Origin of the sequence: Xylanimonas ulmi, assembly GCF_004216535.1 — a bacterium.
In the GTDB taxonomy this organism is placed as follows: Bacteria; Actinomycetota; Actinomycetes; order Actinomycetales; family Cellulomonadaceae; genus Xylanimonas; species Xylanimonas ulmi.
On the sequence record NZ_SGWX01000001.1, the window covers coordinates 3,738,647 to 3,760,080 of the forward strand.

The 21,434-nt window shown below is 73.6% G+C and carries 21 protein-coding genes; 19 read left to right on the top strand and 2 right to left on the bottom strand.

Translation table 11 applies throughout. From position 1 onward, the window contains the following. The first annotated feature begins 5 nt into the window (after nt 1–5). From nuoL to EV386_RS17125, 4 genes are all read left to right on the top strand, one after another. Nucleotides 6–1,904, top strand: a complete 1,899-nt coding sequence (nuoL, locus tag EV386_RS17110) for an NADH-quinone oxidoreductase subunit L (RefSeq protein WP_130416486.1) — start codon at nt 6–8, stop codon at nt 1,902–1,904. Nucleotides 1,905–1,919: 15 nt separating this feature from the next. Then, nucleotides 1,920–3,530 carry an NADH-quinone oxidoreductase subunit M gene (locus EV386_RS17115; protein WP_130416487.1) on the top strand — a complete coding sequence of 537 codons (1,611 nt, stop codon included), beginning with the start codon at nt 1,920–1,922 and terminating at the stop codon, nt 3,528–3,530. After that, nucleotides 3,527–5,263 (top strand): NADH-quinone oxidoreductase subunit NuoN, encoded by a 1,737-nt coding sequence (gene nuoN / locus EV386_RS17120; protein WP_130416488.1) that lies wholly within the window; start codon nt 3,527–3,529, stop codon nt 5,261–5,263. Before EV386_RS17115 ends, nuoN begins: the two co-directional genes overlap by 4 nt. Nucleotides 5,264–5,364: 101 nt before the next feature. Further along, complete coding sequence (locus EV386_RS17125) at nt 5,365–6,348, top strand: polyprenyl synthetase family protein (protein WP_130417017.1); 984 nt, start codon at nt 5,365–5,367, stop codon at nt 6,346–6,348. Nucleotides 6,349–6,566: 218 nt separating this feature from the next. On the opposite strand, the gene EV386_RS17130 is transcribed toward EV386_RS17125, so the two are convergent. Further along, nucleotides 6,567–6,926 (bottom strand): DUF192 domain-containing protein, encoded by a 360-nt coding sequence (locus EV386_RS17130; protein WP_207216564.1) that lies wholly within the window; start codon nt 6,924–6,926, stop codon nt 6,567–6,569. A 109-nt stretch (nt 6,927–7,035) separates the two neighbouring features. Between EV386_RS17130 and EV386_RS17135 the strand changes: the two genes are divergently transcribed. From EV386_RS17135 to EV386_RS17205, 15 genes are all read left to right on the top strand, one after another. Next, the gene (locus EV386_RS17135; RefSeq protein ID WP_130416489.1) at nt 7,036–7,803 is read left to right on the top strand and encodes a hypothetical protein; all 768 of its coding nucleotides are present in this window, start codon (nt 7,036–7,038) and stop codon (nt 7,801–7,803) included. Then, the gene (gene cpaB / locus EV386_RS17140) at nt 7,800–8,504 is read left to right on the top strand and encodes a Flp pilus assembly protein CpaB (protein ID WP_165399986.1); all 705 of its coding nucleotides are present in this window, start codon (nt 7,800–7,802) and stop codon (nt 8,502–8,504) included. The genes EV386_RS17135 and cpaB overlap by 4 nt, the downstream gene beginning before the upstream one ends. Before the next feature lies 1 nt (nt 8,505). Further along, nucleotides 8,506–10,116 carry a CpaE/TadZ family protein gene (locus EV386_RS17145; protein ID WP_130416491.1) on the top strand — a complete coding sequence of 537 codons (1,611 nt, stop codon included), beginning with the start codon at nt 8,506–8,508 and terminating at the stop codon, nt 10,114–10,116. A 26-nt stretch (nt 10,117–10,142) separates the two neighbouring features. Continuing rightward, on the top strand, nt 10,143–10,499 hold the full coding sequence (locus EV386_RS17150) for a pilus assembly protein (RefSeq protein ID WP_130416492.1): 357 nt from the start codon (nt 10,143–10,145) through the stop codon (nt 10,497–10,499). After that, on the top strand, nt 10,499–11,791 hold the full coding sequence (locus EV386_RS17155) for a TadA family conjugal transfer-associated ATPase (protein ID WP_130416493.1): 1,293 nt from the start codon (nt 10,499–10,501) through the stop codon (nt 11,789–11,791). The genes EV386_RS17150 and EV386_RS17155 overlap by 1 nt, the downstream gene beginning before the upstream one ends. Next, complete coding sequence (locus EV386_RS17160; RefSeq protein ID WP_130416494.1) at nt 11,788–12,711, top strand: type II secretion system F family protein; 924 nt, start codon at nt 11,788–11,790, stop codon at nt 12,709–12,711. Before EV386_RS17155 ends, EV386_RS17160 begins: the two co-directional genes overlap by 4 nt. Beyond that, nucleotides 12,708–13,592 carry a type II secretion system F family protein gene (locus EV386_RS17165; RefSeq protein WP_207216565.1) on the top strand — a complete coding sequence of 295 codons (885 nt, stop codon included), beginning with the start codon at nt 12,708–12,710 and terminating at the stop codon, nt 13,590–13,592. Before EV386_RS17160 ends, EV386_RS17165 begins: the two co-directional genes overlap by 4 nt. Next, a complete protein-coding gene (locus EV386_RS17170; RefSeq protein WP_165399987.1) occupies nt 13,579–14,769 on the top strand; it encodes a sensor histidine kinase in 1,191 nt (396 codons plus the stop codon). The genes EV386_RS17165 and EV386_RS17170 overlap by 14 nt, the downstream gene beginning before the upstream one ends. Next, a complete protein-coding gene (locus EV386_RS17175; RefSeq protein WP_130416496.1) occupies nt 14,766–15,494 on the top strand; it encodes a response regulator transcription factor in 729 nt (242 codons plus the stop codon). The genes EV386_RS17170 and EV386_RS17175 overlap by 4 nt, the downstream gene beginning before the upstream one ends. A gap of 76 nt (nt 15,495–15,570) precedes the next feature. After that, on the top strand, nt 15,571–15,801 hold the full coding sequence (locus EV386_RS17180) for a hypothetical protein (RefSeq protein WP_207216566.1): 231 nt from the start codon (nt 15,571–15,573) through the stop codon (nt 15,799–15,801). Nucleotides 15,802–16,090: 289 nt separating this feature from the next. Further along, nucleotides 16,091–17,440 (top strand): OmpA family protein, encoded by a 1,350-nt coding sequence (locus tag EV386_RS17185; protein ID WP_130416497.1) that lies wholly within the window; start codon nt 16,091–16,093, stop codon nt 17,438–17,440. Between the two features lie 219 nt (nt 17,441–17,659). After that, nucleotides 17,660–18,241, top strand: a complete 582-nt coding sequence (locus EV386_RS17190) for a hypothetical protein (RefSeq protein ID WP_130416498.1) — start codon at nt 17,660–17,662, stop codon at nt 18,239–18,241. A 106-nt stretch (nt 18,242–18,347) separates the two neighbouring features. Continuing rightward, a complete protein-coding gene (locus tag EV386_RS17195; protein WP_130416499.1) occupies nt 18,348–19,724 on the top strand; it encodes a hypothetical protein in 1,377 nt (458 codons plus the stop codon). Continuing rightward, nucleotides 19,724–20,338, top strand: coding sequence for a hypothetical protein (locus EV386_RS17200; protein ID WP_165399988.1), 615 nt, complete (start codon nt 19,724–19,726; stop codon nt 20,336–20,338). Before EV386_RS17195 ends, EV386_RS17200 begins: the two co-directional genes overlap by 1 nt. Beyond that, nucleotides 20,335–20,808, top strand: a complete 474-nt coding sequence (locus EV386_RS17205) for a hypothetical protein (protein WP_130416501.1) — start codon at nt 20,335–20,337, stop codon at nt 20,806–20,808. Before EV386_RS17200 ends, EV386_RS17205 begins: the two co-directional genes overlap by 4 nt. Here EV386_RS17205 and EV386_RS17210 read toward each other — a convergent pair. Then, nucleotides 20,783–21,415 (bottom strand): prepilin peptidase, encoded by a 633-nt coding sequence (locus EV386_RS17210; RefSeq protein ID WP_130416502.1) that lies wholly within the window; start codon nt 21,413–21,415, stop codon nt 20,783–20,785. The genes EV386_RS17205 and EV386_RS17210 overlap by 26 nt on opposite strands. Between the last annotated feature and the right edge of the window lie 19 nt (nt 21,416–21,434).

Here is a 21,434-nt window from a genome sequence, read left to right on the forward strand (position 1 = left end):
CTCGGATGGACACACTCGGCCTCGCGCCGTGGCTCGTCGGGTTCCCGCTGCTGGGCGCCGCGATCCTGCTGCTGGGCGGACGGCGCACCGACCGCTGGGGGCACTGGCTCGGCGTGCTGACCTCGACGGCGAGCTTCGCCGCCGGGCTCGCGCTGCTGCTCGACGTGCTCGCCCAGCCGGCCACCGACCGTGTGGGCATCGCCTCGCTCGGCACGTGGATCGACGCCGGGGCGCTGCACGTCGACGCGGCGCTGCGGATCGACCCGCTGTCGCTGACCTTCGTGCTGCTCGTGACGTTCGTCGGCACGCTCATCCACGTCTACTCCGTGGCCTACATGGAGCACGACGGCTCGCGGCGCCGGTTCTTCGGGTACCTCAACCTGTTCGTCGCCGCGATGCTGCTGCTGGTGCTCGCCGACTCCTACCTGCTGTTGTTCGTCGGCTGGGAGGGCGTGGGCCTGGCCTCGTTCCTGCTCATCGGGTTCTGGGACCACAAGGTCGAGAACGCGGTGGCGGGCAAGAAGGCCTTCGTGATGAACCGCGTGGGCGACATGGGCCTCATCGTCGCGATGATGATCATGGTCTGGCAGGTCGGGTCGGTGAGCTTCGACGACGTGCTGGGCGCCGCGGACGGCCTGGGCGCCGGCGTCGCCACCGCCATCGGGCTCATGCTGCTGCTGGCCGCGTGCGGCAAGTCGGCGCAGTTCCCGCTGCAGGCCTGGCTGGGCGACGCGATGGCGGGCCCGACGCCGGTCTCCGCGCTCATCCACGCGGCCACCATGGTCACCGCGGGGGTGTACCTGCTGGTGCGCAGCGCCCCGGTGCTGGAGGCCGCGCCGACCGCGCAGCTGGTGATCGTCATCGTCGGCGCCGTGACGCTGCTGTTCGGCGCCGTCGTCGGCTGTGCGAAGGACGACATCAAAAAGGCGCTCGCGGCCTCGACCATGTCGCAGATCGGCTACATGATGCTCGCGGCGGGCCTGGGGCCGATCGGCTACGCGTTCGCGATCTTCCACCTGGTCACGCACGGCTTCTTCAAGGCCGGGCTGTTCCTCGGCGCGGGCAGCGTCATGCACGCCATGGACGACAGCGTCGACATGCGGCGGTTCGGTGGGCTGTCTCGCGTGCTGCCCGTCACGGCGATCACGATGGGGCTGGGCTGGCTCGCGATCCTCGGCGTCCCGCCGTTCTCGGGCTTCTGGTCCAAGGACAAGATCATCGAGGCGGCGTTCGTCGGCGAAGGCTGGCGACCATGGGTCTTCGGCCTGGTCGCGCTGCTCGGCGCGGGCATCACGGCGTTCTACATGTCGCGCCTGTTCTTCATGACGTTCGCGGGCCGGCGGCGCTGGCCCCGCCACGGCGGGCAGGAGACGCACCCGCACGAGTCCCCGGCGCTCATGCGCTGGCCCATGATCGTGCTCGCGCTCGGCTCGGTGGCCCTCGGGTTCCTGCTGCAGCTCGGCGGCCGGTTCACCACGTGGCTGGAGCCGGTGACCGGGCACGCCGAGCACGGCGAGCCCGTCCTGCCGGTGTGGCTCATCATGACGGCGACGCTGCTGCTCGTGCTGGCGGGCGCGTGGCTCGCGTTCCGCCTGTACGCGATCGGGCCCGTGCCCGTCGAGGCGCCCACGTCGAACGTCCTGGTGCGCGCGGCCCGCCGCGACCTGTACCAAGACCCGCTCAACGAGACCGTCGTCATGCTGCCCGGCCAGGTGGTCACGCGCACGCTCGTGTACGCCGACCGCACCGCCGTCGACGCAGCGTTCCTGCAGCTCGCCTCGGGCGTGCGCAGATCGGGCGACGGGCTGCGGCGGCTCCAGAACGGCTACGTCCGGACCTATGCGGCCACGTCGCTCGGAGGCCTGCTCGTGGTCGCCGGCGTCGTGTGGGCCCTGGCCGGCTGAGGAAGGACACGAGACATGAGCTTCCCCTGGCTGACCGTCCTCATCGCGTGGCCGCTCGTGGCCGCGCTCGCGACCGCGCTCACCGGCCGTGGCCGGGGCCGCCCCGCCCCGGGCGGGGTGGCCTCCTACGGTCCGGGCTCGGGCGCGTTCGGCGCCCCGGCCGCGCGCTGGGTCGCGCTCGTCGGCTCGCTCGTCGAGGTGGCGCTGCTGGTCGGCGCGTTCCTCGCGTTCGACACCGCACGCGCCGCCGAGCACCAGCTCGTCGAGGCCCACTCGTGGATCCCGAGCATCGGGGCCAGCTACGCCGTCGGCGTCGATGGCGTCGGCCTGCTGCTGATCGCGCTCTCGGTGGGACTGGTGCCGCTGGTGATCCTCGCGGCGTGGCGGGAGCAGGGCGGCGACCACCCACGGCTGCGCTCCTACCTCGCCACGGTGCTGGTGCTCGAGGCGTTCATGGTCGCGGTGTTCGCGGCGCGCGACGTCTTCCTGTTCTACGTGCTGTTCGAGGCCATGCTGATCCCGGCCTACTTCCTCATCGGCGGGTTCGGGCAGGGCGCGCAGCGCCGCTACGCCGCGGTCAAGTTCCTGCTGTTCTCGCTCGCGGGCGGCCTGGTCATGCTCGTGGCGGTCATCGCGCTGTACCTGCAGGTGCCCGCGGCCGAGCGCGGACCCGAGACGTTCCTGACCGCGAACCTCGCGGCCACCGCGGGCGGCCTCGACACGACCGCCGGGCGCCTGATGTTCTGCGCGTTCTTCCTCGCGTTCGCCATCAAGGCGCCCATGGTCCCCGTGCACACCTGGCTGCCCGACGTCAGCGAGAACGCGACCCCGGGCACGTCGACGTTGCTGATCTGCGTGCTCGACAAGGTGGGCACCTTCGGGATGCTCACGCTGTGCCTGCCGCTCTTCCCCGAGGCCGCGCGCTGGGCGGCGCCCGTGATCGTGGCGCTCGCGGTCGTCTCGATCCTGTACGGCGCGATCCTCGCCATCGGGCAGAGCGACCTGCTCCGGCTGGTGGGCTACACCTCGGTGTCCCACTTCGGGTTCATCATCCTGGGCATCTTCACCTTCACCGCTACCGGCACGGCCGGGGCGAGCCTCATGATGCTCAACCACGGCATCTCGACGGGCGCGCTGTTCCTCATCGCGGGCTTCGCGATCGCGCGGCACCCCCAGCGCAGCCAGCGCATCGCCGACTACGGCGGCCTGCGCACGGTCGCCCCCATCCTGGGCGGCAGCTTCCTCGTCGCGGGCCTGTCGGCGGCGGCGCTGCCGGGCCTGGCCACGTTCGTCTCCGAGATCCTGGTGTTCCTGGGGGCGTTCGCGGCCCACCACGCCGCGGCCCTGGTCGCGGCGCCCGCCGTGGTGCTCGCCGCGGTCTACGTGCTGCTGACCTATCAGCGCATGTTCACCGGGCAGGTCCCGGCCACGCTCACGGCCGACGGGCCGGTCCGCGACCTCGACGCGCGCGAGCGCACCGTCGCCGGCGTGTTCGTCGCGGCCCTGCTGGTGTTGGGGTTCATCCCCAGCCTCGGCCTGCGCTACGTCGACCCCCCGGCGGCGACGACCGTCGAGCAGGTCGGCGTGAGCGATCCCCTCAGCGTCCACACGGAGGTGGCGGCGTGAACGACTTCATCCCTCCGCTCATCGACTGGGCGGCCATCTCGCCGGTGCTCGTGGTGCTCGGCGCGGGCGTCGTCGGCGTGCTGGTCGAGGCGTTCGTGCCCGCGCGGGCGCGGCGCGCCGTCCAGCTGACGCTGACACTGGGCGCGCTCGCGGGCGCCGTCGTCGCCGTCGGGCTGCTGTGGGACAGCGTGCACGCCGGTCCGCGCCTGGCCGTCGGCGACAGCTACGACCTGACGCCGTTCGGCCTGGCCATCCAGGGCATCGTCGCGGTGCTCGCGTTCCTGGCCGTGCTGGTCATGGCCGATCGCAGCGGCGGGCAGGACGCCTTCGCGCCCACGGCCGCGGCCGTGCCGGGCAGCCGGTACGAGGAGGAGGCGCGCCGCGCGGGCCTGCAGCAGACCGAGGTGTACCCGCTCGCGCTGTTCTCCACGGGCGGCATGCTGCTGTTCGCCGCGACCGACGACCTCGTGGTGCTCTTCATCGCGCTCGAGGTGCTCAGCCTGCCGCTGTACGTGCTGTGCGCGACCGCGCGCCGCCGCCGACTGCTGAGCCAGGAGGCCGCGTTCAAGTACTTCCTGCTCGGCGCGTTCGCCTCGGCGCTGACGGTGTTCGGCATCGCGCTGCTGTACGGCTTCGCGGGCTCGGTGCACCTGCCGGCCATCGCCGACGCGCTCGCGGGCCGCGGCGACTCCCCGCTGCAGGGCCTGCACGTCCTGGCGGTCGCGGGCATCGTGCTCGTCGCGGGCGGCCTGCTGTTCAAGATCGGCGCGGCGCCGTTCCACACGTGGACGCCCGACGTGTACACCGGCGCTCCCACGCCGATCACCGGGTTCATGGCGGCGTGCACCAAGGCGGCCGCCGTCGGCGCGCTCGTGCGTGTGCTGTTCTACCTGGGCGAGGGATTCGACGCCGCCACCCGGCACGAGGTCCAGGTGCTGCTGTGGTCGGTGGCGATCGCGACCATGGCGATCGGCACCATCGTCGGCGTCGTGCAGACCGACATCAAGCGACTGCTGGCCTACTCCTCGATCGCGCACGCGGGCTTCATCCTGGTCGCGCTCGTCGGGTTCGGCGCCGCCGCCGCCAGCGCCGTGCTGTTCTACCTGTTGGCCTACGGTCTGGCGACGGTCGGCGCGTTCGCCGTCGTGACGCTGGTGCGCGAGCGCCTGACGACCGGCGGCGGCGACGAGCACGACGCCGTCATCCTCGGTGAGGCGACGCACCTGGCGCAGTGGGCGGGCCTGGGGCGCAAGGCCCCGTGGCTCACGGCGGCCTTCGCGGTGTTCCTGCTGTCGATGGCGGGCATCCCGCTCACGGCGGGCTTCGTGGCGAAGTTCGGGGTCTTCTCCGCGGCGGTCGACGCCGGGGCGTGGCCGCTCGCGCTCATCGGCGTGCTCGCCTCGGCCGTCTCGGTGTTCTTCTACGTGCGCGTCATCGTGCTCATGGTGCTGACGCCGGCGCCCGACGCCGGGCTCGGCGATGGCGCCGCGAGGCAGGCCGACTCGGGCGCCGCGACCAGCGCGCGGGCAGGTGAGGCAGGTGGGACGGGTGGTGCGGCGGGCGCGACGGCGACGCTCGCGCGCCCCGCGGCGCGCGCCGTCGTCACGGTCATGACCGGGTGGGGTCCCGCGGCCGTCGTGGTCGCGCTGTGCGCGATCGGCGTCGTCCTGCTGGGCGTGCTGCCCGCCTCGGTTCTCGATCTTGCCGCTGGGGCGGCTAAGTTCGTGCCGTGAGCCTGCCCCCCGAGCCCAGCGTCGCGCCCGACTCCCGCTCCCGTGAGCCCGCGCCGTACGACGCGGACGCCCTGGGGGCGAACGTGGCCACCGTCATCCCGATGTCCGACTCCGCGCTCGCGGCGCGCCTGACGGAGCGGATGGGCCTGGTCGAGCAGGCGCTGGCCGACGCCGTCGCGAGCGCCGACCGGCTCGCCGACGACGTCTCGCACCACCTTGTCGCCGCGGGGGGCAAGCGGCTGCGTCCCTTTCTGACCCTCCTGGCGGGCGAGCTCGGCGACGGGTCGCGCCGCGAGCTCGTCGACGCCGCCATCGTCGTCGAGCTCACGCACCTGGCCTCGCTGTATCACGACGACGTCATGGACTCGGCGCCGCTGCGACGGGGCGCGCCCAGCGTGCACTCGGTGTGGGGCAACTCGGTCGCGATCCTCGTCGGCGACCTGCTGTTCGCCCGGGCGTCGGCGCGCGTGGCGGGGCTCGGACCGCAGGCGGTGCGCATCCAGGCCGAGACGTTCGAGCGGCTGTGCCTGGGCCAGCTTCACGAGACCACCGGACCGTCCGCGGCCGAGGACCCGGTGGCGCACTACCTCCAGGTTCTCGCCGACAAGACGGCCTCGCTGCTGGCGACCTCCGCGCGGCTGGGGGCGATGTTCGGCGGGGCGCCGCAGCAGGCGGTCGAGATCGTCGCCGCGTACGGAGAGAAGGTCGGGGTCGCGTTCCAGCTCGCCGACGACGTGCTCGACCTGACGTCGTCGGGCGCCGAGTCGGGCAAGACGCCCGGCACCGACCTGCGCGAGGGCATTGCCACCATGCCGGTGCTGTTGCTGCGCCAACGCGCCGCGCGCGCGGGGGCTGCGGCGCAGGACGTGGCGCTGGTCGCGGACCTGGACGGGGACCTGGAGTCGGACGCCGCGCTGGCCGACGTCGTCGAGCGGCTGCGGGCCCACGACGTGCTGCGCGAGACGCGCGACCTGGCGGTGCGGTACGCGCGTGAGGCGGCCGCCGAGCTGGCGCCGCTGCCCTCCGGGCCTGTCAAGGAGGCACTGGAGGCCTTCGCCGAGGCGCTGGCGGATCGCGCCGCCTGAGACGCTCGGGCGGATCAGTCCCTCAACGGCCGTCCGGGGTCCGCAAGCGCGACCGTGAGCCTGGCCCGCGCCGCCCGACCACCCCTAGCCTCCTGGGAGCAGGCCCGTGGGCGCGCCTCGCGCTCGGGGCGGAGGCTTCGGCGGTGGGAGGAGCGTGCGACCACGGGGGCGTGCAGCCGTCGCTCGCCCTGCGCCGCTCGGGTGCTCCTTGCGGACGCTCAGCTCGGCTCGCGGTCCGGGGCGGTCTGAACCGCGGACCCGCGGGTCAGGTCCCACCGGGCGAAACTGCCGGCGGGGGCCTCGAGCACCGCGGCCGCGCCACGCCGTCCGCGCGGGGCGGACCAGGGCCGCAGGACGATGACGTCGAGCACGGCTCCCTCGGGGGTGAGGAAGGCGACGTCGAGCGGGACGCGCATGCCGACGCCGTGGACCGAGGCGCAGGGGCGCAGGAGGAGCGCCGCGGGCAGGGCGCGGCGCGCGAGCATCCCGCGGGCGCGTCGCGCCCACGTGTCGGCGATCTCGACCATGGCGGTCGTCCGACCGTCGATCACGAGGCGATGCCGGGAGGGTCGCGGCATGTGACCTCCTTCACTAAGGACCTGCTAGCCTGCTAATCGCCTGAGAGTAACGTCGATCTGACCTGAGAAACATCTGTGACTCATGGGACCGAGCAACGGAGGCGCACCTGTGGACGGAACCGTCGTCGCGATCGGTGCGCCCGAGACGCTGCCGCCGACGGTGCGGGCCGTGCCGTGCGAGCCCCGGGACGTCGTGGACGCCGTGCGGTCCGTCCACGATGACGTGCTGCTCGCGGTCCGGGACGCCAAGTCTCGTCGGGTCGCTCGGTCGGTGCGTCTCGCGCTCGGCGCCGAGCGGATCGGCATCCTCCACACGCCGACGCCCTACACCGCGTGGATCGCGACGGTGCTGATGCTGGGCTCCATGCCCGCCGACGTGGCGCTGTCGAGGTCGGCCGGGGTGGCGCGCGCGGTGTCCGAGGTGCTGCGCACGCGGGTCGTCCTCTCCAATGTCGCCGCGCTCGCCAACCCGTCCCCCACGTTGCGCCAGCACCTGGCAGGGACGTTCTGGCGCACGCGATTCCTCGTGGACCTGACCGCGGGGTCGGTCACGGCCCTGTCGGGCGCGCTGGACGCCACCTCCCCGCTCGTCGTGGTCGCCCGGTCGGCGAAGCCGGTCGTCAGGGACCTGGAGGTCGGCTGGCCGGACCGGCGTGTGGATGTCGGCGTCGTCGAGGCCGGGTGGAAGGCCTCGCGGTGGGTCGAGGTGACGACCCTCGACGAGGTTCGATGGAACGAGGTCAGCGGCCAGTTGCGCCAGGAGCGCGCGCCGCAGTGCGTCTCCTGTGACCGGCCGGGATCGAGGCCGGCCTGTCTGTTCTGCGACATCCCGCTTCCGTCAGCCTCCACGACGCAGCCGGCGGGAGCCCACGCGTGAACCCTCGCAAGCGCCGAGGCGTGCTGCTGCTGACCCTGACGGGAGTCTGTGCGATCGCGGTGTTCCTGGGTGTCATGTCGTATGTCGGCTCCGTCAGCTCGCAGGTCGGCCCCATGACGAGCGTGGTGAGGCTCGCGCGGGACGTCGAGGCGTACCAGCCGATCGAACCCGACATGCTTGAGGAGGTCGACGTGCCCGAGCGATGGGTCGCCGACGGGACGGTGTCCGACGTCGCGGCGACGGCGGGCCTGGTCGCCGCAGCCCCTTATCGCAAGGGCGCGACGGTCCAGGCCGGGATGCTCATACCCCGCCCCGGCGTGCAGCCGGGGTACCGCGAGGTCGCGATCATCGTCGACGCCGAGACGGGCGTCGCAGGCAAGGTCAGCCCCGGTGACCACGTCGACATCATCGCCACGGTCGCCGGCAGCCAGCAGGAGGAGCGGCCGCGCTCCGAGCTGTGGGTCTCCAACGCCCTGGTGCTGGAGGTCGGCCTCCCGACAGACACGGAGCGGGAGGGCCTCGACGGCACGTTCACCTCAACCCAGGGAGTGCCGGTGACCTTCGCGCTGACCACACAGGACGCGCTGCGCCTCGCCTACGGCGAGAGCTTCTCGGTCAAGCTCCGCCTCGCTCTGCGGGGGGCGGGCGACGACGAGCCCACGCCCGAGGGCGAACGGGTGTTCACGGTGGAGGGGACCTGACATGAGCGCGCAGATCATCCTGGTCTCCAGCGACGCGCGGGTGCGCGAGTCCCTGACGCATGTGCTCGCCGAGGTCCGCTCGTTCGAGATCGCGGCCACCGTCGCCGACGCCCAGGGCGCGCTCGACGCGCTGGAGCGCCTTCCCGCCGCCGCGCTGGTGGTGGTCGACGCGCAGGCCGACGGCGGTCAGGGCCGCTCCGTCGCGCGCCGCGTGAGCGCGGCGGTCCCGCTCGTCGGCATCGTCATGCTGGTGCAGGACGCCGGGTCGGCGGCGCTCGCCGCGGCGATGGAGGTCGGCGCGCGCGGGGTCGTGCAGCGCACCGCGAGCCTGGACGAGATCGTCTCCCGTTTCGAGTCCGTGGCGCAGTGGACGTCCGCGGCGCGCTCGGCGGTCGAGGTCGGCCGGTCGACGGGTCGTGGCGGTCGCGTGATCGCCGTCGCCGGCGCCAAGGGCGGCGTCGGCGCCTCGGTGGTCGCGCTCCTGCTCGCGGGCGCGCAGGCGCCTGGCTCCACCGTGACGCTCGTCGACTTCGACCTCACCGCGGGTGACCTGACGGCGTTCGCGGGGGTGCACACGCGGCGCTCGATCGTCGACCTGACGGCGGTGGCGGGGGAGATCACCACGCGCATGCTGCGCGAGACGTCCTACGACGTGCCGGGCGGCCTGCGGCTGCTGCCGGCGCCGGGCCACGGCGAGCGTGGGGAGGCGATGCCCCCGGAGGTGGCGCGCGCGATCGTGACCGCGCTGCGCTTCGAGTCCGACCTCGCGGTGATCGACGTCGGCGACCACCTCGACGAGGCGGCCGCGTCGGTGCTCGAAGTCGCCGACGCGGCGTTGCTCGTGACCACTCCTGACCTGCCCGCGCTGCGCGCGGCCCGCCGCACGCTGGAGCAGTGGGACCGGCTCGCGGTGCGACGGCCTGGCGCCGTGGACCTCGTGCTCAACCGGCGCAGCAAGCGTGACCAGGTCTCGGTCCAACTGGTCGAGCGCGTCGTGGAGCGGTCAGTCGCCTTCACCGTGCCGGAGGGCGGGGAGGCCTTCGACACCGCGCTCAACACGGCCACGCTGCTGGAGGTGAGCACGCCCGTGCACGCGGCGGTCGCCGACGTCGCCGAGTCCGTGGCACACCGCCCCCTCACGACGCCCGGTCTGGAGGTCCGAGCAGACGACGAGCAGGAGTTGGAGCAGCTCCTGGGGCGAGGCTTGCGGCGAGCGTCCCGCAAGGCGCGCACGCGACGCGAGCGCCGGGTGACCGAGCAGGCCGCGGAGGCGGGCCAGGCGACGGTCGAGATGCCGGTGATCCTGACCTTGGGGCTCCTGGTGCTCCTGGTGTGCGGGCAGGCCATCTGCTGGGCTTCCGGGCTGATGGTGGCGCGGTCCGCGGCGCAGGACGGGGCGCGCACCGCCGGGATCGCGGTCGTGTACGACGCGCGCGTCGAGGCCGACGTCCTGCGTGACACGCGCGACGCGTTGCCCTCGTTCTGGCGGGGCAGGTCCCGTGTGAGCGCGGGACCGCACGAGGTGAGCGTCGAGGTGTCCGCGCCCACCGTCCTGCCCGGCGTCAGCCTGACCGCCACCTCGACCGCGAACGTCTACCGGGAGGGACGATGAGGACGGCGATGAGGGACCGGTCGCGCATGAGACGGCGGCCCGGCCAGGCCGGCCAGGCCGTGATCGAGTTGGTGGGGTTCGTCTTCCTCGTCGTGCTCGCCACGCTGCTGTGCGTCCAGGGCGTCTTCGCGGCGCAGGCCGCCTCCGCGGCGCAGGAGGCCGCGCGCAACGGGGCGCGGGCGCTGAGCCTCGGCCAGGACTGGCGCGCGGTGGTGGATGAGACGTTGCCCGACTGGGCGCGGGCCGACGTCGTCGAGGGCGGCGCCGACCGCGCGACCGCACGGGTGCGCGTCGCCGTGCGTGTGCCGATCGGGCTGCGCCAGATCACCTCGGGCGACCTGCGGTTCGAGTCCAGCGCTCAGATGCCCGTCCGGGGACGCTGATGGCGCTGCGGGACCGGCTCGCGCAGCAGCCGGGCGCGCAGGCCGAGGACCGGGACCTCGTCACGGTCTACCGCGAGCGGCTGCTCGAAGAGGTGGACGTCGACGACCTGGCGCGGCTCGCACCGCCCCAACGCAGGGTGCGCCTGGAGCGGCTGCTGTCGCGCATCCTGTCGCTCGACGGCCCGATCCTGTCGGCGGCGGAACGCGGTCAGCTCGTCCAGCGCATCGTCGACGACGCGCTCGGGCTGGGCGTCCTCGAGCCGCTGCTGGCGGACGCGTCCGTCACCGAGATCATGGTCAACGGGCCGTACGACGTGTTCGTCGAGCGCCGTGGGCGTGTGGATCGGGTGGCGACACGGTTTGCGTCGACGGAGCAGCTCTACCAGACCATCGACCGCATCGTCTCGACGGTCAACCGCCGCGTCGACGAGTCCTCGCCGATGGTGGACGCACGCCTGCCCACGGGCGAGCGCGTGAACGTGATCATCCCGCCGCTCGCGCTCGACGGGCCGTCGCTGACGATCCGCCGGTTCCCGGCGCCGTACCGGCTCCCCGAGCTGGTCGCCAAGGGCAGCCTCGACCGGCGCACGGCCGCGCTGCTGGGCGCGTGCGTGCGCGCCCGCCTCAACATCGTCGTCTCCGGCGGGACCGGATCGGGCAAGACGACGTTCCTCAACGCGCTGTCGGGCCTCCTGCCCGAGCGCGAGCGCATCGTCACGATCGAGGACGCCGCCGAGCTTCAGCTCCAGCAGCCGCACGTCGTCCGCCTGGAGTCGCGGCCGGCCAACGTCGAGGGGCGTGGCGCCGTCACGATCCGCGACCTGGTGCGCAACAGCCTGCGCATGCGCCCCGACCGCATCGTCGTCGGCGAGGTCCGTGGCGGTGAGGCGCTCGACATGCTGCAGGCGATGAGCACGGGCCACGACGGCTCCCTGGCCACCGTGCACGCCAACAGCGCGTTCGACGCGCTCGGTCGCCTCGAGACGCTGGCGTCGATGAGCGACATCGAGCTGCCCGCGAGCACGCTGCGCGACCAGGTGAACTCGGCGATCGACGTCGTCGTCCACCTGGAGCGCGCGGCGGACGGCAGCAGGCGCGTCGTGGAGGTCGCGGCGCTCGTCTCGCGGCGCCGCAGCGACTACGAGCTGACGCCGCTGGTCGAGTTCGTGCCCGATCGGCTGGGTCCGGAGCGGGTGGTGACCGGCAGGTTCGAGGGCCACCCGCTGCCCTCGACGCTGCGCGATCGACTGACGCTCGCCGGCGAAGCCCTCGGTGGCGAGGCGGCGCCATGAGCGTCGGACTGATCGCGCTGCTGCTGCTCACCACGCTCGTGGCGTGCCTCCTCGCGGTCGCCGCGCTGCAGGAGAACGCGGCGTTCGACCGTCAGGTGATCGCCTCCGCGGACCCCCTCGGCACGGCGCGTCCGGCGCTCGTGGCGAGGCTCGACGAGGCGCTGGCGCGGACCGACGCCGGTCGTCGTCTGGTCGCCTTGCTGGCAGGCGCCGGCTTGACCCGATGGTCACCGGCCGTCGTGGTGCTCGGCACCGTGGGCGCGGCGTCGGCGGCTGCGGCCGCCAGCGTGCCCCTGCTGGGCCGGGCGGGCGCCGTCGTGGCGATGGCCGCCGTCGTCGCGAGCGTCAAGGGTTGGCTCGACCGACGTCGTCGGGCGCGGGTCGAGCGGTTCATCGCCCAACTGCCCGAGGTCGCCCGTCTGCTCGCCAACAGCGCGGACGCCGGCCTCGCCGTGCGCCGCGGGGTGGAGATCGCCGCGCGCGAGATGGCCGAGCCTGCGGCGTCGGAGCTCGGGCAGGTGGCCGCGGAGCTCTCGCTGGGCCGCACGCTGCGCGCGGCGCTCGCAGGGCTCAGCGAGCGGCTGCCGTCGCGCGAGCTGGCGGTGCTCGTCCAGACGCTCACCATCCAGGCCCGCGCCGGTGGCGCGCTCGTCACGGCGCTGGCGGGGATCGCGGCCACCCTGGAGGATCGGCGCCAACTGCGCCGCGAGATCCGCACGGCGATGGTCGGCGCGTCGTTCAGCGGCTACCTGGTGATCCTCATGGGCCTCGGCGCGGTGATCCTCATCAACGTCCTCAACCCCGGCGTGCTCGACGTGATGCTGACGAACCTCGTAGGCCAGGGCGTCGTGGGCGTGTCGGCGGCGCTCTTCCTGCTCGGCTACCTCATGATGCGCCGGTTGGGGCGGGTGGAGCCGTGATCGCGCTGGGCGTCGCCGCGGCCGCCGCACTCCTGCTCCTCGTCGCCGTGCAGGGCGTGCGCCTCATGACCAGCACCGGGTTGGAGACGGTCGAAGAGCAGTACCGGCCCGCCCCCACCAGCAGGCGGGCGAAAGGGTTCGTCGGCCTCATCGACGCGCTCGGCGAGCGCGCCGTGGGAACGGCGGTGCGCGCCTATGGGGCGCAGCGGCTGCGCCGCCTGGACGTGGCGATCCGGCGCGCCGGGCGCCCCGACGGGGTGACGGTGACGGTGTACGTGCGGCGACAGGCGGGGTTCGCCGTCCTCAGCGTGATCCTGCTCGCGCTGTTCGCGCTGCTGGGCCAGCCGCTCGTCGGCGTCCCGATCGCAGTCGTGCTCACCTCGTGGATGCCGCTGTGGCTCCACGCCACGGGACGCACGCGGCAACAGGAGATCGACCGCGAGCTGCCGGACTTCCTCGACGTGCTCGGCGTCACCGTGACCGCGGGGCTCGGGTTCCGCCAGGCGCTGGAGCGCGTGTGCGAGTTCCACGACGGCGCGCTCGCCGAGGAGATGCGACGGGCGCTGCAGGAGATGGCGGTGGGGGTCTCGCGGCGCGAGGCGCTGGTGGGGTTGCGTGAGCGGTCTCGGTCCGAGGCGATCGCGTCCCTCGTCACCGCGCTGCTGCAGGCCGAGGAGCTGGGTGTGCCGTTGGTCGAGGCGCTCGCGGCCATCGCCAAGGACGTGCGCCGCGAGCGCGCCGCGGCGGCGCGCCAAGCGGCGGCCCGGGCGGCGCCCAAAGTCTCGCTCGTCGTGACGTTGACGATCCTTCCCGGCGCCCTGCTGCTCATCGTCGCCTCGGTGCTGATCGCGAATGCGGAGGTGCTGGGTGGCATCTTCTGAGGCGACGACGTCGTACGCCGTGGGCGGCGTGGTGCGGGCGCTGTGCAGCATCAGGCTGCTCGTGCTGGCGCTCGCGGGCGTCGAGGCGCTCCTGACGCCGGGCGGAGCGGCGCTCGCGCTGGTCGCGCTGGGCGCCACGCCGTTCTCCTTCGTCCCGGCCCTCAACTGGCACACCCGCGGCCCGCGCTATTTTCGCCACGGAGTGCTCCTGTCTGCGGACTTGGCGGCCACCGTCGTCGTGCTCGCGAGCCTGGGCGTGGCGCCGCTGATGGCCGCCTACGGCGCCGCCTCCGTGGCGTTGTGGGCGGTGACCACGCCGACCCGCGTGGTGTCGGCCATGTCCGTGCCCGTGGCCGCGTTGCTCGTCCCGTGGCGGAGCCTGACCCAGGGGTGGGCCTCGGCGCTCAGCGCCGTCATCACGGTGGGCGCTGTGGTGGGGATGACGTGGTCGGGCAGGGCCGTGGGCGACAGCGTGCGTCGTCAGCAGAGATTGGCCTCCGACCTGGCGCGCCAGCGGGCGCGGCGCTGCGCCGCCGAGACGCGGCTGAGCATCGCCCGCGACCTGCACGACACGGTCGCGGGCGACCTCGCCGGCCTGCGTCTGTTGGCGGGCGGCCTGCGCGCGCGGGTCGAGGCCGACGGCTTCGACGGGGAGACCGCCGCGCTCGCGCGCCAACTCGAGTCCTGCGTGCAGGCGGCGCACGGACACACCCGGCGGGCGCTGGACGGGCTGCGCGCCGAGGCGGACCCGCGCGCGCAGGTCGCCTCGATCGTCGAGCGGTGGGCGTCGCTCACCGACGTCGCCGCACGCGTCCGCCTGTCAGGCGCGTTCGACGGCGTCGCGGGGCAGACCGCCAGCGACGCGTGCGCCGTGCTGCGTGAGTTGCTGGAGAACGTCCGCAAGCACGCCGCGGCCTCTCACGTGGGCGTCGAGGTGGCGGCGTCGGATGACGGCGGCATGGCGGTGCTGGTCGAGGACGACGGCGCCGGCATGGACCCGCTGGTGGAGCGACGGGGTCACTACGGGCTGCAGGGGATCCGCGAGCGCGCCGCGTCGTCGGGCGGTGACGCGGTCTGGGGCCAGTCTCCGCTCGGCGGGGTGCGCGCCCGGGTGACACTGCGCGGGCGCGCAGCGGACGAGTCGAGCGCCCCCCTCGACGGCGAGGTGGTCCGGTGAGAGTGCTCACGGTTGATGACAACGAGATCATCCGGATCGGCCTGCGCGCGGCGTTGGAGGGCCTCGACGGCGTCGACCGCGTCCTGGACACCGCCGACCCCGACGAGGCCAGACGGCTTGTCGAGGACGGCGCCGTGGACGTCGTCCTCCTCGACGTGCAGATGCCTCAGACGAGCGGCCTCGACCTGCTCCCTCGGCTCGCGGCGCGGGTGCCGGTGGTCATGCTGACGCACCGCGACGACGCCGAGACGCTCCGCATGGCGATGGGAGCGGGAGCGTCGGGATACCTGGTCCACGGCGCGCTGGGGCCCGCGCAGATGGCCGACGCGATCCGGGTGGCCGTGGGTGGCAGCGCCGTCGTCGCCGGAGCGGCGCCGCGGTGGGACGTGCGCCCGCACGAGGACACGGACGGGCGCGACGCCGTGTCCGCCGCGGCGGCGCACGCCGGGTTGAGCGAGCGGGAGACGAGCGTCATGGTCGCGATCGCCGAGGGGCTGGGAAACGCCGAGATCGCGGGCAGTCTGTTCCTCGCGCCCAAGACCGTGAAGAACAACGTGAACCGGATCTTCGCGAAGCTCGGCGTGCGCACGCGGCCCCAGGCGATCCTGCGGTGGCAGGACCTGCTGCGCGCGTCCGCCCCGACCTCACCGCCCTGCCAGGCCCCGCCCATACGGGGCCCGAGCCGGGGCCCGCAGGCCCTGGGGGCTGATCCGCGCCGTGGTTAGCGTCGGTGACAGCCGTGGGAGGGGTTCTCGCGGGCAAGACGGACAACCGGCGCAGACGCCGGGAGGGGCGGACACCATGAGCAAGATCGCACAACAGGCCACCGCGGCGAAGATCGCCATGACGGCGTATGTGGTCGGCGCGATCGACCGGATTCGGTCGGACGAGCGCGGGCAGGGCTCGGTGGAGTACGTCGGGATCATCGTGGTGGTGGCGGCGATCCTCGTCATCATCATCGGAGCCGCGTCAGGTATCGGCGAGACGCTCGTCGACAAGATCACCGAGCAGATTGACCTGCTGCATGACTGAGCGGCTGAGTGGGTGACGCCGGCCATGGGGCGCGGCCGCGGCGGAGGGCCTGGCTCTCCGCCGCGGTGGCGTGTCCGGACCCGGTTCGGTCTCGAGAGGGAGTGGTCGGGTGCGTAGGTCGTTGATCGGGTTCGTGGTGGCAGGTGCGCTTGTCACGGGTGGGAGCGCGTGTGATGGCTCCGAGCCCGATGGTGGGCCGTCGGGTGCGCCTTCGTCGGGGCCGTCGCTCGCAGGTCCGTCGGGTGGGGTCCCGTCGCCGGGGAGCACGTCCGCGGCGCAGGACGTAGTGGTGGAGCGCGCGTACTACGGGGTCGACCTGCGGGTGACGGTTCGCCCGGTCGAAGTGCGCGACGGGGTGGCCGCGGTCTGGATCGACTACGCGGTCCAGGGCGACGCGGACGTTGACCGGGGCCGTCGGCACCTGATCGGACTGGCGGTCAGTGGCGCGGAGGCGTCGTTCACCCACGCGGTGCGGTTGGTGGAGGAGGGTCGGGTGATGCCGGTCGCCTCGACGCGCGACGGACTGGCGAGCGCGGTCGACTCGGGTTCGTTCAGGTCGGGTGAGCCGCGCACGGGGGTCTCGTTGCACGCGGCGCCCTCGGGGGAGTCGGTGGGGGTGCTGATCCCGATCGTGGGGTTTGTGGCGGATGTGCCGGTGCGTGAGGCGGGTGAGGTGTTCGACGACGTGGTCGGGCAGGTCGGGGAGCCGGCAGACGCGTCGGCGTACGAGCTGCGGTCGTATGTGGTGGGGGAGCGGTCGGCGGCGTCGGTGGAGGGGGAGACCTCGACGGTGACGTTGCGTTCGGATGTGCTGTTCGGGTCGGATGAGTCGGCGTTGTCCGCGCAGGCGGACGCGGCGTTGGCGGAGGCCGCGGAGCGGATCAAGGCGGCGGCTGCCGGGGGCGAGGTGTCGGTGGTGGGTCACACCGACGATGTGGACACCGAGGAGTACAACCAGGGGCTCTCGCAGCGGCGCGCGGCGAGTGTGGCTGATCGTCTGGGTGGGCTGTTGGGCGGGCAGTACACGATCAGCGCTGAGGGTCGGGGCGAGAGCGAGCCGGTGGCCGAAGGGACTTCGCCCGAGGCGCGTGCGGCGAATCGGCGGGTCGAGGTGGCGTTCACGGGCCGGATCTCGGTGGAGTCGGGCGTGGAGGGTGAGCTGGTGCAGACCGCGGCGCCGACGTCGTCGGGGCTGGATCCGGTGACGTATGTCGCCCGGAGCGTGGGGACCTCCTACACGGCGCGGGTGGTCGAGGTCGTGCGCACCGACGTGGGCCTGGTGGGCACGCTGAGGATCGCCTCCGACCCCGGCGACAAGTTCCCGATCGACTCGATGGGCGGCCGGGGCAGCGGCCCGGCTCACGAGCGCGGGTTTCGCGCCGTCCCGCGCGTGACGGGCGCTCACAGTCTGTCGTTGCTGACTCCTGGTGAGCGGGTGATGCCGTGGGACTACGAGGTCCCCGACGGCGTGGGGCTGGCTCAGGGGCGCCGGCTCCTGGGCGACGAGGTGGAGCCGTTCGCGTCGGGGCCGGGGTTCCTGGCGACCGTGGTCTGGCCGGACACCGGTCAGGACACGGTCACGATCGACGTGCCCGACTGGTTCCGCATCACCGACGTCCCGGTCACCGAGCCTCGGTGAGCGCCGCCGCCAGAACGCGAGGCAGGCCGTGGTGACGCGGAGCATCCGGGTGATCGGACGAGCTGGGGGGCCCGGGTCAGGGTCCCCGGGCCCTGGGCGTCCCAGCCTGCGGCCCCGAGGGTGGAGCAGATGACGGCGAGGGAGTCACGCATGCTGCTTGCGCGAGGCCAGAGCGTCGCGAGATCGTCTCCGACCCCCGCGACGTCGGAGCGTGGGGCGATGTCCGTGGCCGCCGTGCCCGCAGTGGCAGGGCTCGTGGGTCTCGCGCTCGCGCTGATCCTCATGCTCGGGTCGGCGACCGCGGACAAGCGCGAGTCCGTGACCGCGGCCGACGCCGCGGCCCTGGCCGCCGCGCAGGAGTGGGATCGGCGCCTGCGGCTGGTGTTCGACCGGCACGTCGCACTGCCTGATCCCGCCGCGTGGTGGGCGCTGGCGGGCGGTCCCGCCCTGACCGGGGCGACCCACGAGGCGATGCGGCGCAGCGCGGCCGACTATGCGAGGCGCAATGGCGCGCAGCTCGTGGGGTTCGACGTCGACGCGGCCTCCCGCACCGTGTCCGTGCGGGTGCGCCACGAGGCGACCGTGCCGAGGACCGAGGCGCGGATGCGGGCGACCGCTTCCGCTCGTGTGACGTTGCGGGGAGGTCTGTGCGTCGCAGGAGGCCGGCTGGGCTACCTCATCGACGGCTCCTGCGTGACGCGGCCGGCCCCGGCGCCGGAGCCGGGCTCGCCACCGCTGGAGGACCAGGACGGGCCTGCGGCGGTGCGCGCCTACCGGTCGGACGTCACGCTCGTCGACTGACGCGTCGGGCCCGGGCCGGGGCCCGCGGGCCCTGGTTGGCCCGTCGAGGCCGCCCCTAGCGTGACGGCATCGTCCGCCCAGACGGGTGGACCGGGAGGGCGGACGCATGCGGGCGCGGGCGAAGGGGTGTGGCGGCGACGAGCGGGGCGCGGGAGCCCTGGAGTACGTGGGCGTGGTCGCGCTCGTCGTCGCCGTCTGCCTGGCCTTGTTGATGAGGTCGACGGCGATCGGGCAGACGCTCGCCGCGAAACTGTGCGAGGCCGTGGGCGGGTCGTGCGCGACAGCGGCGTCGCCGGTGCCGCCGGCGGAGCGAGCCACGCCGCCGTCGCACCCGTGCACCGTGAGCACTGCGGTGCGCAAGGCGCAAGGCTCTGTCTCCGTGTCGTTCGTCCGCCTCGGCGGAGGGGTGGGGATGACGATCGAGGAGCGCAGCGACGGGACGTTCGTGGTGACTCTCCACGGCGACGGCTCGCTGGGCGCGTCACTCTCCGCGGGCGAGGTGCGCGGCAAGCTGCGGATCCTCGGGCAGGGAGGCGCGGTGGGCGCCAACGCCTCGGTGGGCGTGGACGAGAGACTGGCGGTCGGCGCCGAGTACACGTTCGCGTCGTCGCAGGAGGCGGCGGACTTCCAGGAGTGGGCATACCGCCAGTTCGGGAAGGACGCCGCCAAGGGGGTCGGAGCGTTGACCGGCCCGCTGCTCTCGCCGTCGATCGGGTTCGCGGTCGAGGCCGGGGCGCTGGTGTACGACCGGCTCACCGGGTACGACTACCAGCCGCCCGCGCCGTCAGCGGTGTCGGTCAGCGGCGAGTTGAGCGGCCGTGGCGCGGTGCAGGCTGGAGGGGCCGAGGCGGGCGCCACACTGAGCAGCGCGCTCGGCGCGAGGCAGGACATGAGAACCGGCGAGACCACGTTCTACAACAAGGTGTCCCTGAGCGCCGAGGCGGCCGTCTCCCTGGGCCTCAATGTCGGGGGCCACAGCAAGGGCGCCGTGGCCCTTGTCATGGCCGTCACCCTCGACAAGGACAACGTCTTGACCTCCGTGGGGCTGAACGGCCTCGCGACCGCCGACGGAGCCTACGACCTGAGCGGGCTGGCGCCCGTGCCGCTCGAGGCGCTGAGGGGGTCGGGCGGCGCGGGGCTCAACCTGCGCGCGGAGTTTGACGTGACCGACGCCAACCGGGCGCAGACGTGGTCCACGCTCGCCGACCTCGGGCTCGTGGCGACGACCGGCCCGGCGGGACCGGGACTGGCGCAGGCCGCCGCGATGCAGTGGATCGTGCGGGAGGCACGTGCGGGCGGTGACATCACGGCGCAGACGCTCGACGTGTCGTCGCAGGACCTTCTCGACGCGGCGGTGGGTGTGAAGGCGCCGTTGGTCGGCGGGGTTGGGGTCGGTGTGGGCGGCGAGACGGCGTCGCGCACCAGCACGGGCGCGTGGTACCTCGGCGACCACGGGTGGAAGCGGTGGGAGGCGTGTCGGTGATGAGCGGTCGAGGGACGCGTGCGCCGTGGCGGGTGGTGGTGGCGGCCGTGGCAACGGTGGCGGCGTGGGGCTGTGGTGGGTGCGCGGCCGCTGACGGCGAGCCGCCGCTGGAGTTCGCCACACCCCCCGGCGAGGTGCTGACGATCGAGCCGCGCTCGCTCGCGGGCGCGGAGCGCCTGGAGTTCGGCGAGATCTCCATCCTCGTGCCCGACGGGTGGCAGGTCCGCGAGGGGGAGCGCGACGAGTACGAGGAGTTGGTGATCACCGACCCTCAGGACGAGCGGAACCCGGTCTACGTGACGCTCCCGAATGACGCGGACCGGGGCCGGGAGGATCGTCTGCGCGCCGAGGCGCTCTCCAAGCTCGCGATGGGCAACCTCCTGCTGGCGGCGACCGACGTCGAGGAGCACCCGGTGCGGTGGGAGGGCTGGGAGTTCGCCCTGGGTGTCACGGCGACGCTCGACCGTGGAGACGGCGACGTCGTCGACCTCCTCGTCGTGACCGCGCTGTCCCGGTCGGGTTCGGTGGTCAAGGTCACCGCCATGGCGTCGACCGGGTCGCTCACGGGCTCGCCGGCCGAGCAGGTGCTGTCCTCGATGCAGGACGTCTCATGACCCTGAAGGACGTCGACTGGCGGACCGTGGCGACGCTGGTCGTGCTCGACCTGGTGACGTACGTGGCCGTGTACTGGGTCGTCGTCCCCCCGATCCACGAGGCGGTGCTGTTCGGGCTGCCCGCGCCGACACAGCTCGCCGTGGCGCTGACGCTCTCCACCGTGCGCCTGGTGCTGGTCGGCTGCTTCGCCGCCCGGTCGTTGCGGGCGCGGCGTGGGTTGGCGCGACGTCGCGACGCTGTGCCGTCGATGGTCGCGGGCGTCGTTGTCGCGACGGTCGTGCAGGTCGTCGCCGGGTGTCTGTCGGCAGCGCTCACGGGTGCGCCCCTGGCGCCCATGGCGGTCGTGGTCGCCGTCGCCCAGTGGCTGGCCTTTCCGCTCGTCGGGCTCCTGTTCGTCGCGCCCGGGGAGGCGGACCGGCTCCACCGAGGCGCGCGCAAGGCCCTCAACTGGCGAGTCGGTGCAGGCTGAGCGCGAGGCCCGCCCCCAGCAGCATCCACGGGCCGAGCGCGATCGCCGAGTTGCGGCTCGCCCGCCGCGTGACCAGGAGCGTGAGGGCGGCGACGCCGCCCAGGAGGAACGGCAGCGCGCCCGCCCACCACACCGTGGTCCAGCCGCACCAGCCGGCGGGCAGGCCCAGCAGCGGCGCGAGCTTGACGTCGCCGAGGCCGAGGCCGCTCCTGTTGACCAGGTGCAGGAGCCCGTAGGCGGCGCCGAGGACGACGGCGCCCGCGATCGCTGCGCCCAGCCGTGGGCCGTCCGCGGTGGCCAGGGCGGCCAGGGCCAGCAGACCGAGCGTGAGGACGATTGCGGGGAGCGTGATGGCGTCGGGCAGTCGGTGGGTGCGGGCGTCGATGACGCCGTGGGCGGCGCCCGCGACGGCGACGACGACGAAGCCCGGTGTCGCCCACCCGGGGCCGCTGGCCCAGACCGCCCACACGGTCGCCGCGGCGGCGAGGGGGACGATGGCGCGCCCGTGCCCGGCGAGCTCACCCGGCAGGCGCGCCAGGATGCGCGGCGTGCCGCGTGGTGAGATGCCCCGACGTCGATGGCTGGGAGGCGGCTGAGTGTTCGCCATGGCCGCGAGGCTACCGGGG